Genomic DNA, 17,588 nt, shown 5'->3' with positions numbered 1-17,588 from the left:
GACGGCTTAGATGTGAGGACGGGGCCGAGAGACCCTGAACGAGTGACGGTTCGCGCGACGACGAAGCGGGCGGAATGCCCGATCGATTCCGACAGATGAAAGCGGTGACGGTCCCAAGGAAGGTGGTCGGGGCCGCCACCGCTACGACCGGCGAGGCGATACAGGCGCGCCGCCGACCGGTGGGCCGGCGGACCACACCCGCCGCCCCACGTTGGGTGGGTTCAGTGTTCGATCGCGGCGAGCTCCTCTGCGCTCGCGAGCGTGAGCCCGTACGGTAGGCCCGGGTTCTCATCGGCGATCTCCAGGAGCCGGTTGTACTTCGCCACCCGCTCTCCGCGGGCGGGCGCCCCGGTCTTGATCTGCCCGACGCCGGTTCCGACGACAAGGTCGGCGATGAACGTGTCGGTGGTCTCACCGGAGCGGTGGGAGACCATCGAGGCCATCCCGAGCCGGCGGGCGGTCTCGATGGCGTCGAGGGTGGCGGAGACGGTGCCGATCTGGTTGGGCTTGATCAGGGCGGCGTTGGAGTAGTGGTTGCGGGCTCCGTCGGCGATGCGGCGCATGTCGGTGACGTAGAGGTCGTCGCCGACCAATTGGGTGCGGTCACCGACCGCGTCGAACAGGAGCTTCCAGCCCGCGTGGTCGTCCTCCGCGAATCCGTCCTCGATGCTGCGCAGGGGGTACTGGTCGAGCAGCTTGACGTAGTAGTCGACGAGCTGGTCGCGGCCGATCAGCCGGCCGGCGATCTTGTACTGGCCCTCCCGTTCGTAGAACCCGTTGGCGGCCGGGTCGATCGCGATAGCCACCTCGTCTACACCCGGCGTATATCCCGCGTCCTGGATCGCCTGGACGAGCAGGTCCATCGCGTCCTCCGGGCTGGCAATGTCAGGCGCGAAGCCGCCCTCGTCGCCGAGCCCCGCAGTGTGGAAGCGGGCCTTCACCCGCGCGGCGAGGGCATGATAGATCTCCGCCCCGGCCTCGACGGCCGCGGCTTCGTCGACGGCGCCGACCGGGGCGATCATGAATTCCTGGAACTCGAGGGGGTTCGCAGCGTGAGCGCCGCCGTTGAGCACGTTGAAGTGCGGGACGGGCATCCGTTCGGCGCTGTCGGTCACGCGCGCCAGCCAGACGTGCAGCGGCACTTCGGCGGCGTGGGCGAAGGCTCGGGAGGCGGCGATCGAGACCGCGACGACGGCGTTTGCGCCGAGGCGGGCGAGGTTGTCGGTGCCGTCGAGTTCCCGCATGGCGGTGTCGAGGTCGCGAATGGTCCGCCAGTGCTTGCCCACAAGCGCGGGCGAGATCTCGTCAGTGACCGAGGTAACGGCCTTGTGGACGCTGCGGCCGGAGTACGACGGGCCGTCGTCCCGCAGTTCGACCGCTTCGAACACGCCGGTGGATGCGCCGGCGGGTGCCGAGGCTTCGACGGTGGTGCCGTCCTCGAGGTGCAGGGCGACAGCGACGGTCGGATAGCCGCGGGAGTCGAGGATTTGGCGGGCTGTCACCTGGTCGATCACGACGGGGTGGCCTTCGGGGTGGCTCACATAGTGGCCCTGGTGGGCAGGGTCGATGTGACCGGTGTAGCCGTGGGCGTGCATCGGTTTCTCCTATCTCAGGGCATGCGCGCGGGCATGCGTTATCGCTTGAGATAGGGACCGTTGTCGGCATCGAGGTTGGTGTCGGCGAGCCCCACCGCCGAAGCGCCGAAGCGCTGATCAGGAGTGTGCCAGAGAAATCTCGAGAGCGAAAGTGTCTCGCGTGATGATTCTCAGCGACCTGTCAGAACATGCCGCCGAGCCAGAGCCCCAGACCGGCGGCCAAGAGGGCGCCTGCGAGCATCCCGAAGCCGTTGGAGACCGCGGCCGCGTAGCGGCCTTCCTGGGCGAGCCGGACTGTCTCGAAGCTGGCGGTGCTGAAGGTGGTGTATCCACCGATGAAGCCGACCCCGATGATCGCCCGCCACTCCGGTGGGAGGAGGTGGGTGATCGCGAGGCCGGTCACCAGGCCGAGCAAAAAAGAGCCGGTGATGTTGATCACGGTGGTGCCGAGCGGGTACGCGACGCGCACGCGTGCCTTCAGGATTCCGTCGAGGACGAGTCGGCAGGTGGCGCCGAGGCCGCCGGCGAGGGCGACCCCGAGAACGAGCAGACCGATCATCGCGCGCGCTCCTTCCGTGCACGGGCTCGGTGGATGGCTGCGCCGAGCGCGATGCCTCCGACCGATGCGGCGGCGCCGACGAGCACGGTGGCCAAGGCGTAGAGGATGCTGTCGCCGAGGTGCGCGGTAGCGATGAGCCCGTCGGTGTCGACCGCAAACGAACTGTACGTCGTGTAGCCCCCCATGATCCCGGTTCCGGCGAAGAGACGGATGGCTCTGCGCCTGCCCTCGTCTGGTCCGCCGCGGGACAGGGTCTCAAGAAGCCAGCCGAGCAAGAACGCCCCGGTGACATTGATGCCGAACGTCGCGACCGGCAGGCCGTTCCAAGCAGGGATGCTCAACGACAACAGGTAGCGAACGGCCGTGCCAATGGCTCCGCCGGCGAAGACCAGCCCGATGTAGCGCCAGCGCAGGTGGACGGGCCGCGGTGTGCGGGTGCGCGTGTCATCGACTTCGATGTCTGAGTCGATGGGGAGAGTGTCGTTGGGGTCTGGGTTCATGGTTGGTTCTGTTCGCGCAGGCGACACCTAGGTGCCCCCTTGCCGGTTGAGGAGTTCGGTGGCTTCGACAGCGGCGTCGGGGTCGAGGTAGTCGCGTGCTACGAGAGCGGGCGTTCCGGACCGGAGATCGAAACGATACCGCAAGGGCTGACCGGTCGGAATCGCCAGCTGCTCGACCTGCCGCGGGGTGAGGCCCTCGATGATCATGCACAGGGCGCGAAGCGAGTTCCCATGACCGACCACGATCACCGGCGATTCTTCGACCAGCACGGGATACAGCTGCTCGGCGACGAAGGGCAGGATCCGCCGTCCGACGTCATGGAGCGACTCCGTCGGGGTCAGAGCGGCCTGCGGGAGTGACCGGAAGGGCTCTTCGGACCGGATCGCCTCGAGCTGTTCGGCGCTCATCGGTGGCGGCGCGGTGAGGAACGAGCGTCGCCAGGTGAGGAATTGGCTCACTCCATAGCGGCGAGCGACCGCTGTCTTGGACTGGCCCGTAAGCGCACCGTAGTTGCGTTCGTTCAACCGCCACTCGATGCGCAGGTCCGCGTCAAGGCCGAGGACATCCTTGACGATGAGTGCCGTGGCGATGGTCCGCTCGAGCGCCGACGCGAAGATCGATACAGGCCTGATGCCCGCCGCGTGCAGCAACAGTCCGGCGTCTCGCGCTTCAATACGCCCACGCTCGGTCAACGGCGGGTTGAGCACACCGGTGAAAAGTCCTTGCGCGTTCGCGGTGCTCTCACCGTGCCGAAGCAGGTAGACCTCGTAGAGCCGTGTCACTCCCACGGCAGCGCCCGGCCGTCGGTCACCGGCGACAGGGGGACGACCAGCACCGGCCGGTGCTGTCGGTGCGCGAGGTGGACAGCGACAGAGGAGCGGAAGAATTCGCGAAGGCCCGAGCGCAGGCCGGCTTCGTGGGTGCCGACGACGATCATGCGGGCGTTCAGCGTCTCGGCGAGATGTCCGAGCGCATGGGCGGGGTCGCCGGCGAGTTCGCGCTTGCTCCAGTTGACGCCGGTCTTTGCGAGGGTCTTCTCGATGTGTGCGGCGAGTTCGGTGTCGAATACGTCCTCATCGAGTTCCGGGAGGTCGGGGTCGAAGGGGAGCGAATGCACCGATCCGTCCGGGTTCTCGTCGACCGTATACCGGCCGAGGTCGACGTGGGCGCAGATGAGTTCGCAGTCCAGGTCTCGGGCGATATGGGCTGCTTCCAGCAGGACGGCGTCGGCCAACCCGTGTTCGACACCTACGAGGATGACGGAGCGGTTCTGGTCCGGGGTGTGGGGATCGGACATTGACGTCTCCTATCTCGGCGGCGGGCGCGCGCGTCTGGCGAGATAGGGACTGTTGTCGGCGGCGCCGAGGTTGTTCGCGGTGAGCCCCACCACCGCGACGAGTTCATCGTCACCTCACAGTGTGCCAGAAGGTGCGACGAGTTCAACCACACCGCCGGGGGGTGTATCGTTGTGCTCCCAAACGGTGATGAAGCTCACCGAAACCGCGGGTCCCCGCTGATGGCTTCTACCTGAACACCCTTGCTCTGCATCGCGTCCAGGTAGGAGGACCACGTGGAAGAGAACCGCGCACAACTGACGAGCATCCTGTTTCCGGCCGCCGGCCCAGCCGGCACCGACGCCGCCTCCATGGAGTTGGCAAGAACGCAACCGGACTGCTTCCCCGACCTTGCCCTCGATCTGGTGATCGAACGCTTGGTCGGCACGGACGACTACGAGCTGCGGCCGTTCTACTGGACGCCGCTGACCACGTTGGAGCAGGTGGAGTTCCGTCATGCGGTGCTCGCCGACCTGGCGCACGAGCGCGTGCAGCAGAGTGGGCGGGCCTTCGCCGAGGGCATGCGGGAACTGCGCACCCAGCTCGCCCTGGTCGACAAACTGCGATACGTGCTGCAACGACAACGGGTGTTCCTGGACGCCGTCACTCACTATGTGACCCTAACCGGCAACCTCGCCCGCGGGCTCATGGACGCACCGCTCGAGTCGGCGGGAATGCTGGTGTTCCAGGACCATCTGGATCGCTACGTCGCCTCGGAGGGATTCACTCGGTTGGCGGAGGACGCCGAACGTGTGGCCGAACAGCTGGACGAGGTCGAGTACGAGTTCCTCATCGACGGCAACAGCGTCACCGTGATCCCATACGGCGGCGAGACGGACTTCAGCGCCGACGTCGCTGCGACCTTCGCGAAGTTCCGGCAGTCCGACGTCGGAACGCACCGGACGAAGTTCATCGACACGGTCGACATGAACCATGTCGAGGCGGGCATCCTGGGCCTGGTGGCTGACGTGTTCCCGGAGCCATTCGCGGCGTTGGCCAAGTTCTGCAATGAGCACGCGACGTTCCAGTCCGCGACGCTCGCCCGGTTCGACCGTGAGCTGCAGTTCTACTTCACCTACCAGGACTACCTGGCCCACGCCTCAGGCAACAGACTGCCGGTCTGCGTGCCCCGTGTCGTCGACGAACGCGAAAGCAACGTCACCGGCGGCTACGACCTCGCGCTGGCATTTAAGCGACAGACGGACGCGACGCCGCTGGTCACCAACGATTTCCAGCTCCGGCGCGGGGAGCAGTTCCTCGTAGTCACCGGCGCCAACCAGGGCGGCAAGACCACGTTCGCACGGTCCTTCGGGCAGCTGCACTACCTCGCCGCACTCGGGCTCCCCGTCCCGGCGCGCCGGGCGGTCCTCCCGCTGTTCGACCGGCTCTACACTCACTTCGAACGGCAGGAAGATCTCACCAACCTGGCCGGCAAACTCGAGGACGACCTGGTGCGGGCGCACGCGATCATCTCCTCGGCTGACGATCGCAGCATCGTGATCATGAACGAGACGTTCACCTCGACCACCGCCCAGGACGCGCTCGAGCTCGGCGAGAGGATCCTCCGCACGTTGATCGATGAGGGCGCGATGGGCGTCTACGTGACGTTCATTGACGAGCTGACCGCCCTCGGTCCGGAGACGGTCAGCATGGTCGCCGAGGTTGACCCGGACGACGTGACCCGGCGCACCTTCCACATCGAACGGCGGCCCGCCGACGGCCTGGCACACGCGACCGCCCTCGCTGACCGCTACGGACTGTCCACCGCCCGGATCACCGAACGGATCGCATCATGAAGGCCCACCTGCTCTTCACCGACGCCGACTTCGTTCTCATCGATCATCCGGATGAGAACCAGCACGACCGGTTCGCCGACCTCGAACTCGGCGTCCTCGTGCGCGCGATGGCAGCCGACGACGCATTCCTCGCCGAGACCGCGACCGCGGCCCTCCACCAGCCGTTGACCGACGCGGACCAGATCCGTCACCGCCAGCAGGCCCTCACTGACGCACTCGCGAACCCGGACGCAATCCGCGCGCTCTACGCGCTGCCGGTCCAAGCGCTGGCGGAGGCGAAACGCATCTACAGCTGGGGGTTGTCCTCCCCGTCCGGGATGGTTCATCACGGCAGCCAGCTGATGGAGGTGTACATCCGCTACCTGCGGAGTCTGCGGCTGCTCGCCGACGAAAACGCACCCGCCTTCCGGTCGCCGGCGTTCACGACCCTGTTCCAGATGCTGCAGTCCGAGTTGACGGACGAGTACTTCGAGGAGATCGACGAGCACCTCGCCCAGTTGCGATTCCGGCACGGAGTGCTCAGCAGCGCCCACCTCGGAGAGGCGAACAAGCCTACAAGGATCACCCTGCGCCGCCCCTCCGGCCGCCGTATCCCGCTGCTGCAGCGGCTGGGGTTCACCCACCCCGCGCACACGATGACCATCCCGGACCGGGACGAGGCCGGCTTCAGCGCGCTCCACGAGCTCCAGGACCGCGGAGTCGACCTCGTCGCGAACGCGCTGATCCAGTCGACCGATCACATCAAGAGCTTCCTGACGATGCTGCAACGCGAGCTCGCGTTCTACCTCGGAGCTATCAACCTCCACGACGCGCTGACCGCGCAGGGCGAACCGACGACAATCCCCACACTGACCGACACGGCCGGATTCGCGGCAGACGAGCTCTACGACATCGCTCTCGTGCTGATCGGCGGCCGGCCCGCCGTCGGCAACACGATCGATGCCACAGCGACCCCTCTGGTCGTGATCACCGGAGCGAACCGCGGCGGCAAGTCCACGTTCCTGCGCAGCCTGGGCCAGGCCCAGCTGCTCACCCAGTGCGGACTCTTCGCCCCCGCCACGGCGTTGAGCACCGGTGTCCGCACCGGCATCTTCACCCACTTCAAGCGCGAGGAGGACAAGCAGCTCGTCAGCGGCAAGCTGGATGAGGAGCTCGGCCGGATGAGTCGGATCGTCGACGCCGTGACACCGGGGGCAATGGTGCTCTTCAACGAGTCGTTCGCCTCCACCAATGAACGGGAAGGCTCGGAGATCTCTCGTCACGTCGTCCACGCGTTCCGGGATCGCGCGGTGACCGTCGCCTTCGTGACCCACCTGTTCGACTTCGCGCACCGGCTGCGCGAGGAAAACCGCGAGGACACGCTCTTCCTGCGCGCCCATCGCGCAGAGGACGGCAGCCGCGACTTCACCCTGACCGAAGGCGAACCCCTCTCCACCAGCTTCGGCTGGGACGTCTACCAACGCGTATTCGGCGACGAGAAGGATCCGCGACCCGCCGAACGGATGTCCTTGACCGCGTTCGAAGAGCCGTGATTCACTGAGCATCCGGCGATGGAGCTCGCCGGGACGACCCTCGTCCGAACCGCCTACGCGCTGATAGCCCCTGTGACCAGAGATGGGAACAGGCATGCACGCGCATTGGAACGAGGACGAGAGCACCGGGCAGAGCCCTCGCTCCGATCCACCTCCGACCGTGGCTGCAACGACCGCGGCGGGAGCACAGTGATCGAACTCTCCGCACCCGTCATCCAATTCCTTCAAGTCCTCACGATCGCCGGCGCCGCGCCGGGCGTGAGCGGGATCATCGCGAGCATCGAAGCCCGGATGCAGGGGCGCCGAGGCCCAAGAATCCTGCAGCCCTACTTCGACCTCGCGAAGCTGTTCGGCAAGGAGGCTCTCGCCCCGGCAGGCGCCGGCTGGTTCTTCCTCGCCGGTCCGGTGATCGCGTTCGCCTGCTACCTCACCGTCCCGCTGCTGATCCCCGTGCTGACCACCTTCGGGCTGCCGTTGGGGAATATGGGCGACATCCTCGGCGGCGGCTTCATTCTCGCCCTCGCCAGCTTCGTCGTCGCCGTCGCCGCGGCGTCCACTGGCGACCCGTACGCACAGCTCGGCGCCAGCCGTGCCAAGACCTTCGGGGCGATCACAGAGCCGGTCGTGCTGCTGGTCGTATTCACGGTCGCGATCCTCACCACGACCGATCTGCCGTACGTGCTCGGCGCGACCGTCACCAGCGGGCCGGAGCAGATCATCCGGCCGGCGCACCTTCTGGCTTCGGCGGCGTTGTTCATGGTGATCCTGTTCGAGACGGCCCGCATCCCCGTTGAGACCCATACCGGCACGATCGAGTTCGGCATGATCGAGGAGGCCAGGTCGTTCGAGCACTCCGGGCCCTACCTGGCCTTGCTGAAGTGGGGATCGGCGGCGAAGCAGCTGATCTTCTACACGATCCTGCTCAACGTTTTCGTGGCGCCGTGGGGTCTCGCACCGAGCGGACGCCTGGACCTCGTGGTGCTCGCAATCATCGCTCTGCTGGTGAAGGCCACCGCCCTCGGTGTCGTCGTCGCGGTGATCGACAACACGTTCGCCAAGCTCCGGCTGTTCAAAATCACCGAGTTCGTCGCGGCCGCGTTCCTGCTCGCGGTGCTCGCCATCCTGACCCTCTACCTCGGAGGTGGCTGATGCTGTCCCTGTCCGCGACGGCTGCGGCGCAGAGCGTGCCGAGCGTATACGAGGGCACCGCGAACACGGTCGCCGTGATCGTCCTGCTGCTCGAATTCGGGATGTTGCGCGCGGCGATGCTGCGCTCCCAGGTGGGGCTATACGCCATGCAGTCGGCCGCCGTCAGCGTGCTCGCCTTCGTGGTGGCTGCCGGCCGTGGCATCCCCGAACTCTACGCGTTGGCCGCGATCTCTTTCGCGCTGAAGGTGGTGATCGTCCCGCTGGTGATGCTCCGGCAGCTGCGCCGCTCCGGAACCGAGATCGCCGGAAGCGGCGCGGTCGGTGTGGCCAGCGAGGTGGTGATCGCGCTCATCGTGGCAGCGTTCGGGTTCTTCGCTGTCGGGGCACTTCACATCGACTCACCGGTACTCCCGTCGACAGCATTGAGCCTGTCGATGGCCGTCGTACTGGTCTCGTTCGTGCTGATGATCCTGCGGAGGGACGTGGTCAGCCAGGCCATCGGGTTCTTCTCGCTCGAGAACGGGGTCTCTATGGCGAGTCTCGTCGTCGCGGCCGGGCTGCCGCTCATCCTCGAAGTCGCGTTTCTGTTCGACCTACTCGTCGCCGTCGTCGTCTTCGGGGTGCTCATCCGCATCCATCACGGCCGGTCGAACACGCTGTCCACCATCCCGCTCGACCGGTTGCGAGGCTGAGATGTCGACATTGCTGATCCTCCTCGTCACGATGCCGCTGGGTGCGGCGATCATCTCGTTCGTGGCGTCGTATCGCGTCGCGCGCGCCCTGACGGTGGCGGTCGCCGTCGTCTGCATGGCGCTCTCGATCGCGCTGGTCCCTGCGGCGACGACCGGGACGGTCGAGGTCACTGGGTATCTGCGCCTGGACGCGGTCGGCTGTGTGTTCCTCCTGGCCACCACCTCGCTATTCGCGCTGACCAGCATCTACGCCGTCGGCTACTTCGGCGACCGAGCCCGCGCCGCCGCCTCCTCCAGCGTCGGCGTCGACCGCAGCTTCCGGCGCTACTCGGCCCGGTTCTACGCGGGCTTCAACATCTTCGCCTGGTCGATGATCTGCGCACCTCTCGTCAACGGCCTCGCGCTGCTCTGGATCGCCGTGGAGATCACGACGGTCGTCTCGGCTCTGCTTGTCGCGCTCGACAACACCGACGAGGCGGCAGAAGCCGCGTGGAAGTACGTCCTCATCGCATCCTCCGGGCTCGGCATCGCACTGCTGGCCACGATCATGCTCTACTACGCCGGCGCCACCGCCCTCGGCTCCTCCTACGATCTCGCCTTCGCACCGCTCCTGGACGCGGCGAAGCACCTTCCCTCGACGCCGGTGCAATTCGCGTTCGCCCTCGCGGTTGTCGGGTACGGCACCAAAGTGGGCCTCTTCCCGGTGCACACCTGGCTGCCCGACGCGCACTCGGAGGCGCCGACCCCGGTGTCCGCGCTGCTCTCCGGAGCACTCCTGGCGACCAGCTTCTACGCGATCGTGCGCTACTTCCAGGTCGCCGTCGCCGCGCTCGGGCCAACGTTCCCGCAGACGATGCTGCTGATCTTCGGCGTGCTCTCGCTGCTGCTGGCCGCGCTGTACCTGTTCGACCAGAAGAACCTCAAACGGATGCTCGCGTACTCCAGCATCGAGCACATGGGTATCCTCGCGATCGGCGTCAGCTTCGGCACCCCCCTCGCCTTCGCCGGGGTGCTACTGCATGTCCTGGGTCACGCGCTCGGCAAGGGCGCGGCGTTCATGGGCGCCGGGGTGTTCGTCCACACGTACCGGACCAAAGAGCTGCGCCGTATCCGGGACGGCCTCGGGGTGCTGCCCTGGTCGGCGCCGCTGTTCCTGCTGGCGATCTTCGCGCTCTGCGCGCTCCCGCCGTTCAGCATCTTCCGCAGCGAGTTCCAGATCGTCATCGGGGGCCTCCAGGGCGCGAAAACCGCGGGCGCGGCGGCGCTGGTGCTGCTGGTCACGTTCGCGTTCTTCGGGCTCTCCATGGCGGTGACGCGGATGCTGTTCCGTCCCGCTCGCGACGGCGAGCCGCTTCCCACTCGCGGCGAGCCGAGTATGTGGATGGTGGTCCCCGTCGTCGTGGCGATGGTGGCGCTGCTCTGGCTCGGCGTGCACCCTCCGGACGCATTGTCGGCGCTGTTGAACGCGGGAGCGCAGCAGTTGGGGGTGGGGCGATGAGCGACGTCCGGCTGGCAGAGCAGTGGCGGGACGCGATCCGCGACAGCATCGAGGATGGCGCACGCTTCGCCGGCCTGTTCGGCACCGCGACCGCCGGCGGCTGCCGGTTGACCGTGCTGCTGGCGGTGGACGGCGGGTTCGAGCTCCGCTCGATCGACGTGGTCGACGAGGGTGACGGTCTGCGCTATCCCGCGCTGACCCCGGTGGTGCCGAGCGCGTTCTGGTACGAGCGCGCCGCGGCGGATCTGTCCGGGGTCGTTCCGGTCGGGCACCCCCGGCTCGACCCACTGTTGTTGCCGATCGCGGAGGGCTCTCTGCGGCCACGGCCGGGACAGAACGGTGCGCACCTGGAGGAATCCGCCGTTCGCACCGCTACACCGCCGGGCCCAGTCGAGGTGGAGGGTCGCGGGTTGTTCACGATCGCCTACGGCCCGGTCCGCTCGGGTGTCGCCGAGTCGATCGAGTACCTCGTCGAGACGCCCGGAGAGGACATCCCGCGGTTGAACATCCGGCCGCACTACAAGCACCGCGGCATCGCGAAGGCGTTCGAGGGTCGCAGCATCGACGACGGCGTCCTCGTCGCCGAACGCGTCGAAGGAATCGCCTCGGCCACCCATGCGTCGGCGTACGTGCATTCAGTCGAGGCGCTCACCGGCACGATCCCTCCGCTGCGGGCACAGCTCTCGCGGGTCGTCGTCGCCGAGGTCGAACGGATCGCCAACCACCTCGACGTGGCCATGAAGCTCGCCGAAGCGGCCGGGCTCGCGGTCGCGAACGCACGGTTCGCCTGGCACAAGGAATCCACCTTGCGGTTGATGAGCGCACTGACCGGCAGCCGGTTCGGACGCTCCTTCGTGGTCCCCGGTGGAATCGCGCGCCCGCTCGCACTCAGCCCGGACGAGATCCTGGACGCGGTGCGTGTGCTGAGGGAGCGCATCCGGCCGGATGCGGCGCTCGCTATGAAGACACCGTCTTTCCTCGACAGGCTCCGCGGAACCGGCCGACTGGACCCGGCACGTGCGCGCGAGTGGGGCGCGCTCGGCCCGGTCGGCAGAGGAAGCGGAGTCATCGACGACAACCGGTGGAGCAGGCCCACCGATGCCTACGGCCTTCTCGTGGAGGGGCTGGAGCCCGCCGTCGAGAAGACCGCCGATGTCCTCGCCCGAACACGAGTCCGCTGGTCTGAGATCGAGACTTCGGTCGTCCTCGTAGAGCGTGCCTGCTCGGCGCTGCGGGAGGTCGCCGGCGAGAGCTCCCGGGCGCACGTCCCCGCCGCCACGGGGACGGCGGTCGGCTGGTCCGAAGGCCCGCACGGCGAGATCGTCTACGTCACCGAACTGCAGGAAGGCCGGATCGTGCGCTGCTTCGCCCGCACGCCATCCCTGCACAACCTGGTCCTCTTGCACGACGTGTTCAATGGCGACGTATTGACCGACTTCGCCTTCAACGAGTTCAGCTTCGGACTCAGCGCAGCAGGGGTGGCGATGTAGATGCCGTGGGCAACACGAGGACTCCGCGACGGAGTGATCACCACCCGTTGGCCGCAACGACCAGACGAATACGGTGACGGGTTCGCAGGCACCATCGACATCACCTCGGCCGAGGCGGACGACCGGGACACGGATCGCGCCATCGATGCGTGCCCCACCGAAGCCATCTACCGCGGGGACGACGGGAGGCTGCGACTCGACCGCGGCCGGTGCATCCTCTGCGGCCGGTGCCCGCTCATCGCGCCGCACACCTTCGCGTGGCGGGAGGGCTCCGACGTCGCCGATCTCACCCGTCGCAGCATCGTCGTCGGCGAACCCGCCGAGACCGAGGACGCTCTCCGTGCCGTTCGCGCCGAGCTCGCCGCCCGGGTGCGGCGGCTGCGCCAATCCGTGCACCTGCGCCACGTCGACACCGGCTCGGACGGGTCGGACGAGTGGGAGGTGCAGGCGCTCACCAACCCCGTCTACGATCTCCACCGCCTCGGCCTGTTCTTCACCGCCAGCCCGCGTCACGCCGACATCCTCCTCGTCACCGGGCTCGGCGCCCACGGGATGACCGACGCGCTCCTCACCACCCTGGAGGCCATGCCGACCCCGACCGTCGTGATCGCTACCGGGGTGGATGCCATCAGCGGCGGGATCGTCGGCAGCGGGTACGCCACGTCCGGCGGCATCGGCGGCCTCCTCGACGTCGACGTGTGGGTGCCCGGCTCGCCGGCCTCCCCGTTCGCGATCCTGCACGGGATCCTGCTCGCCCTCGACCGGCTGCCCGCCCGGAAGGAGACGCGACGATGACGGTGCTCGGTCTCCTACTCTTCCTCGCCGCCGGTGCCGTCGGCTGGCTGGCGCTCCGCGTGGACTCCGACGCTCGGCGCTGGTCGCGCATCGCCGCGGCGACGTCCTGGACGCTCTCCGTCCTGGCTTCCCTGCTGCTTGTCGTCGTCGGCGCCCGTGCACTTGCCGGAACCGGCGAGTCCACCACGCTCGAGTCGTCCCCGCCACTCGGCGCGATCGGGCTCCATGTCGACTCATTGACCGGGTTGTTCCTCGTGATCACCTTCGGCGTCGCAGTCCCTGCCTTTCTGGTTGGCCTCACCCGCGGTGGAGCATCCAGACCGCGGCTTGGCTCGGCGGCCGCGCTCGTCGGGCTCGCCGTCGGGCTGGTGCTGACCGCGAACGACCTGTTCACGCTTCTCGCCGGGTGGGAGCTGCTGGGCTTCTCCTTCTATCTGGCCGTCGGCTACGACCGCAGGAGGGCAGGGCGGGGGCGAGCAGCTGTTCTCGCCGCCGGATTCAGCAAGACCAGCGGTGCGCTGCTCCTCCTCGGTGGCGGCGTCCTCGCCGCGCAATCCGGTTCGATCGCCCTGTCCGAGCTCGGCCGGCATCCGGGCGCGTGGACGGCGCTCGGCTACACGCTCCTGCTCGCAGGATTTGCGGTGAAAGTGGGACTCGTCCCTGCCCACGTTTGGCTGCCGCCGAGCTACTCGGCCGCTCCAGGTCCTGTCCGCGCGCTGCTGGCCGGCATGGCTGTGAACGCCGGCTTCTACGGGCTGTGGAGGACACTCGACGTCCTCGGCGCCCCACCGACCTGGCTGACCTGCGCCGTCCTCCTGCTCGCCGGGGTGTCGGCCATCCTCGGAATCGCCCACGCCGCCGTCCACGCGGACCTGCGCGGCCTGATCGCCTGGTCGAGCGTCGAGAACGCAGGGGTGATCGGTGCGGGTTTCGCGGTGGCGCTGGTCGGCGAAACGATCGGGTCGAAGCAGCTGGTGGCGGTGGGCCTCTTGGCCGGCACGCTCCAGGTGATCACGCACGCCGCGGCGAAGTCGCTGTTGTTCATCAGCGCGAACGCCGTGGAGGTGGGGCTCGGCACCACCGACCTCGACCAACTTCGCGGTGTAGCACGGACATTGCCATTCACTGGCGTCGGGCTCGTCGTCGGTGGACTCACCCTCGCCGGAATGCCGCTGACAGCCGGGTTCGCCTCCGAGTGGATGACCCTGGAGGCGCTGATGCAGCAGTTTCGGGTCGGGCAGTTGCCGCTGCAGCTGTGCATGGCGGTCTGCGGCATCCTTGTCGCCCTCACGATCGGTGTCTCCGGGATTGCCTTCGTACGCCTGGTCGGGCTCACTGCGTTCGGCAAGCCCGCGAACCCTCGGCCCGCTCATCGCGAGGCTGAACGGTCGTGGACCCATCGGGCGGCGACGGGCCTGTTGGCTGCTGCCTGTCTCGGAGTCGCCGCCGTGGCTCCGCTCGTGGTCGTGATGATCGCGGCGGGGATACGTCCGATCGCCGGGACGACAACTAATGGCGCCCTGGCCGGTGGGTGGGTTCTCCAACCGGTGTTCGCGGACTTCTCCGCTCTCTCGCCGACGTTACTGTGGATCGTGATCCCCGCCTACGTCGTGATCACCATCGTCGTCGCCATCGTTTTCTCCGGCCGCCGATTCTGGCGGGTACGGCGTACACCCGCTTGGACCTCTGGATCTGAGGGGGCCCCAGGACGCACCGGCTACACCTCCTACGGGTTTGCCAACCCGATCCGCAAGGTCCTCGCCGCCCTCTTGATGACTCGGCATGAGCTGCGGGAGCTGAGCCCGGATGCCGGCTCGTCTGGGGGCCGGCCCGCCGCTGCGTCCGCCCGGCTCGGATACGTCGTGGATGTCACCGACGTCGTTCAGCGCTACCTCTATCGCCCGTTGCTTCCCGCGGTCCGTGCTGTGGTCGCGGCAGCACGAAAGCTCCAGTCCGGGCGGCTCGACGCCTACATGGCGTACATGCTGATCGCGCTGCTCGCGGTCATCGTCGTGGTGACCGCGTTGGCCTGACGGCCGACGCCGACGGGATCAGTGGTCGACGCGGTCTCGTTCGCGGGCGAGTGCGTCGCGGACGATCTGCTCGGCTTCCGCTTTGCCGCCCCAGCCGGCAATGTCGGCGTGCTTGCCAGGCTCGAGCTCCTTGTACTGGGCGAAGAAGTGCTCGATCTTGGCCAGCAGCTCCTGCGGGACGTCCGCAACGTCCTGGATGCTAGCCCAGCGGGGATCCCCGTCGGGTACGCAGAGGATCTTCCAGTCGATGCCTGCCTCGTCCGTCATGCGCAGGACCCCGACAGGTCGTGTAGCGACATCGACGTTCGGGACGACCGGTGCCCCGAGCAGGACAAACGCGTCGAGAGGATCACCGTCTTCACCGAGAGTGTCGGGGATGAATCCGTAGTCGACCGGATACACCATGGACGAGAAGAGTGTCCGGTCCAACCGGAGCCGACCGGTCTCGTGATCGATCTCGTACTTGTTGTTGCTACCTGCGGGGATCTCGATGGTCACGTCGAACTGCATCAGGGTGTCCTCTCTGAACTGGGGTTGGTGAAGAAGGCCGAGGCGGCGAAAGAAAGCAGCATCCATGCGGCCGCGTAGATGAACGCTGCGGTCGGTGAAAGTGTTGTGTAGAGGATGCCTGCGACGACGGTTCCGACGATGTTGCCGATCGCCTGGACGCCACCGAGAACGCCGAAACCAGTTCCGCGCACCCGATCGGGAAGTGCACGCGCAACAAGGGCGGACTCGGCCGTTTCAGCGAGTCCGATACCCGCGCCGGCCAAGATGAACCCGAGCAGAAGAAGCGCCCATCCGACACCGGGCACGGAGAACGCCGCGTAGCCGAGCACGTACGCAGCAGCACCAGCGGCGAACACGATACGTGGCCCGGCGCGGTCGAGCCATACACCGCCGATGAAGGAGATCGCGGCGGCGATGGCGTTGTGGCCGGCGTAGAACAGGATCGCCAGCGACGCGGCGGACGCGAAGCCCAATGCAGTGAGCTGATCTGTCGAGCGGAGGATCAGCATGGTCGTCGCCAAGTTGCCGCACTCGAACAACAGGATCGGCAGCAAAGGGCGGCCAAGGCCTGCTGAGCGGAGCCCGGCGATATTGAGCCGTACTCGCTCCTTCGTCTGATCGCCGAAGCGTCGCTTGGCCTCTCTGGCGGCGACGATGATCGCGACGGCGGCGAGGATCCCGGGGATGAACGCGAACCATATCGCCGGTCGAATGCCCACCCAGGCGACCAGGCCGGCGGCAAGGAGTGGGCCGACGACTGCACCGAGGTTGTCGCCGGCGCGCTCGATGCCGAACGACTTCCCGTAGGCGTTCGGGTTCGCAAGTGAACCCAGGAGCGAATCACGGGCGGGGGAGCGGATCCCGCGAGCAGCCCAGGCGAAAGCGCGAAGGACACCCACCTGCCAGACGGCAGTCGCCAGACCGATCGCCGCGGTCGCGACGGCCGTGACGATGTACCCGCCCGTTGCCAGCGACCGGCGACGGGCCGGGTCGTTCGCGAGCGGTCCGCCAACGACCTTAGTGACACCCGTGAGGGCGTCGCTTATCCCTTCGATGACGCCGAGCGCTGCTGCCGAGCCGCCAAGCACGCTGGTGAGGAATGCGGGCATCACACTCGTGGCGATCTCGTGTCCGGAGTCGGAGAAAAAGCTCGCCGCGCCGATCGAGACGACGCCCGGCGTGATCCAGCGTTCGTCGGGCCCTGTGCCCGTGTCACGCGGTGCGCTCATCGGCGTATCCTCCGAAGGTGTCAGGTCGAGGGGGAACGCCTCGGCGAAGGACGTTCCCCCTCTGGCTCCCGCGCCGGGCCCGTGGACGAACCCATAGCGGCGCGGGAGCGTTCTGGCTCTGCCGGTACTCCGGCAGAAGTCGTGATGGCGGCCGTCATTTCAGAGGCCGTAATAGAGCTCGTACTCGAACGGGTGGGGACGCTGCGCGAGGGGCTTGATCTCCTTCTCGCGCTTGTACTCGATCCAGGTCTCGATGAGCTCCGGGGTGAACACGCCGCCTGCGATCAGGAAGTCGTGGTCGGCCTCCAGCGCGTCGAGCGCCTCGCCCAGCGACGCCGGGACCTGCGGGATGTTGCGGGCCTCCTCCGGCGGGAGCTCGTAGAGGTCCTTGTCGACCGGCTCGTGCGGCTCGATGCGGTTCTTGATGCCGTCGAGGCCGGCCATCAGCTGGGCGGCGAACGCGAGGTACGGGTTGCCGGAGGCGTCCGGCGCGCGGAACTCGATGCGCTTGGCCTTCGGGTTGGAGCCCGTGATCGGGATGCGGATGGACGCCGAGCGGTTGCCCGCCGAGTACACCAGGTTGACCGGCGCCTCGAAGCCCGGGACCAGGCGGTGGAACGAGTTCACCGTCGGGTTCGTGAAGGCCAGGACGGCGGGGGCGTGCTTGAGCAGGCCGCCGATGTACCAGCGGGCGATGTCGGAGAGGCCGCCGTAGCCGGCCTCGTCGTAGAAGAGCGGCTTGCCGTCGTTCCACAGCGACTGGTGGGTGTGCATGCCCGAGCCGTTGTCGCCGAAGAGCGGCTTCGGCATGAAGGTGGCGGTCTTGCCCCACTCGTTCGCCGTGTTCTTGACGATGTACTTGAACTTCAGGATGT

16 protein-coding genes and 1 riboswitch are annotated in these 17,588 nt (G+C 67.5%); of the genes, 8 read left to right on the top strand and 8 right to left on the bottom strand.

Annotated features, from left to right (window positions below; translation table 11 throughout):
• Positions 1-221: 221 nt before the first annotated feature.
• The 5 genes from eno to HNO83_RS18985 all read right to left on the bottom strand — a co-directional run bounded on the left by eno (position 222) and on the right by HNO83_RS18985 (position 3,952).
• On the bottom strand, positions 222-1,595 hold the full coding sequence (gene eno, locus HNO83_RS19005) for a phosphopyruvate hydratase (protein WP_175339104.1): 1,374 nt from the start codon (positions 1,593-1,595) through the stop codon (positions 222-224).
• A gap of 181 nt (positions 1,596-1,776) precedes the next feature.
• Entirely contained in the window at positions 1,777-2,154 is a 378-nt protein-coding gene (gene crcB, locus HNO83_RS19000; RefSeq protein ID WP_175339103.1) for a fluoride efflux transporter CrcB, read from the bottom strand.
• Positions 2,151-2,654 (bottom strand): fluoride efflux transporter FluC, encoded by a 504-nt coding sequence (locus HNO83_RS18995; RefSeq protein WP_175339102.1) that lies wholly within the window; start codon positions 2,652-2,654, stop codon positions 2,151-2,153. Before HNO83_RS18995 ends, crcB begins: the two co-directional genes overlap by 4 nt.
• Before the next feature lie 27 nt (positions 2,655-2,681).
• Entirely contained in the window at positions 2,682-3,437 is a 756-nt protein-coding gene (locus HNO83_RS18990; protein WP_175339101.1) for a 2,3-bisphosphoglycerate-dependent phosphoglycerate mutase, read from the bottom strand.
• On the bottom strand, positions 3,434-3,952 hold the full coding sequence (locus HNO83_RS18985) for a universal stress protein (RefSeq protein ID WP_175339100.1): 519 nt from the start codon (positions 3,950-3,952) through the stop codon (positions 3,434-3,436). The genes HNO83_RS18990 and HNO83_RS18985 overlap by 4 nt, the downstream gene beginning before the upstream one ends.
• Before the next feature lie 174 nt (positions 3,953-4,126).
• Positions 4,127-4,188: riboswitch (Fluoride riboswitch) on the top strand.
• A 37-nt stretch (positions 4,189-4,225) separates the two neighbouring features.
• Here HNO83_RS18985 and HNO83_RS20845 point away from each other — a divergent pair.
• The 8 genes from HNO83_RS20845 to HNO83_RS18945 all read left to right on the top strand — a co-directional run bounded on the left by HNO83_RS20845 (position 4,226) and on the right by HNO83_RS18945 (position 14,974).
• The gene (locus HNO83_RS20845) at positions 4,226-5,785 is read left to right on the top strand and encodes a MutS-related protein (RefSeq protein ID WP_175339099.1); all 1,560 of its coding nucleotides are present in this window, start codon (positions 4,226-4,228) and stop codon (positions 5,783-5,785) included.
• A complete protein-coding gene (locus HNO83_RS18975; protein ID WP_175339098.1) occupies positions 5,782-7,317 on the top strand; it encodes a MutS-related protein in 1,536 nt (511 codons plus the stop codon). Before HNO83_RS20845 ends, HNO83_RS18975 begins: the two co-directional genes overlap by 4 nt.
• 189 nt (positions 7,318-7,506) lie before the next feature.
• On the top strand, positions 7,507-8,466 hold the full coding sequence (locus HNO83_RS18970) for a respiratory chain complex I subunit 1 family protein (protein ID WP_217499248.1): 960 nt from the start codon (positions 7,507-7,509) through the stop codon (positions 8,464-8,466).
• Positions 8,466-9,158: a hydrogenase gene (locus HNO83_RS18965; protein ID WP_175339096.1), complete on the top strand. Its 693-nt coding sequence runs from the start codon at positions 8,466-8,468 to the stop codon at positions 9,156-9,158. The genes HNO83_RS18970 and HNO83_RS18965 overlap by 1 nt, the downstream gene beginning before the upstream one ends.
• A gap of 1 nt (position 9,159) precedes the next feature.
• Positions 9,160-10,656: a proton-conducting transporter transmembrane domain-containing protein gene (locus HNO83_RS18960; protein ID WP_175339095.1), complete on the top strand. Its 1,497-nt coding sequence runs from the start codon at positions 9,160-9,162 to the stop codon at positions 10,654-10,656.
• Complete coding sequence (locus HNO83_RS18955) at positions 10,653-12,146, top strand: hydrogenase large subunit (RefSeq protein ID WP_175339094.1); 1,494 nt, start codon at positions 10,653-10,655, stop codon at positions 12,144-12,146. Before HNO83_RS18960 ends, HNO83_RS18955 begins: the two co-directional genes overlap by 4 nt.
• A gap of 33 nt (positions 12,147-12,179) precedes the next feature.
• Positions 12,180-12,941 (top strand): NADH-quinone oxidoreductase subunit B family protein, encoded by a 762-nt coding sequence (locus HNO83_RS18950; RefSeq protein WP_217499247.1) that lies wholly within the window; start codon positions 12,180-12,182, stop codon positions 12,939-12,941.
• Between the two features lie 254 nt (positions 12,942-13,195).
• A complete protein-coding gene (locus HNO83_RS18945; RefSeq protein WP_217499246.1) occupies positions 13,196-14,974 on the top strand; it encodes a proton-conducting transporter transmembrane domain-containing protein in 1,779 nt (592 codons plus the stop codon).
• Positions 14,975-14,992: 18 nt separating this feature from the next.
• On the opposite strand, the gene HNO83_RS18940 is transcribed toward HNO83_RS18945, so the two are convergent.
• The 3 genes from HNO83_RS18940 to HNO83_RS18930 form a co-directional block, all read right to left on the bottom strand.
• Positions 14,993-15,484: an inorganic diphosphatase gene (locus tag HNO83_RS18940; protein ID WP_175339091.1), complete on the bottom strand. Its 492-nt coding sequence runs from the start codon at positions 15,482-15,484 to the stop codon at positions 14,993-14,995.
• On the bottom strand, positions 15,484-16,713 hold the full coding sequence (locus HNO83_RS18935; RefSeq protein WP_175339090.1) for an MFS transporter: 1,230 nt from the start codon (positions 16,711-16,713) through the stop codon (positions 15,484-15,486). The genes HNO83_RS18940 and HNO83_RS18935 overlap by 1 nt, the downstream gene beginning before the upstream one ends.
• Positions 16,714-16,872: 159 nt before the next feature.
• On the bottom strand, positions 16,873-17,588 hold a 716-nt coding region (locus HNO83_RS18930; RefSeq protein WP_502708442.1), incomplete at its 5' end, for a glutamine synthetase family protein.

Origin of the sequence: Leifsonia sp. C5G2, from assembly GCF_013359685.1 — a bacterium.
Classification (GTDB): Bacteria; Actinomycetota; Actinomycetes; order Actinomycetales; family Microbacteriaceae; genus Leifsonia.
This window is presented reverse-complemented; position numbering and strand designations above follow the sequence as displayed.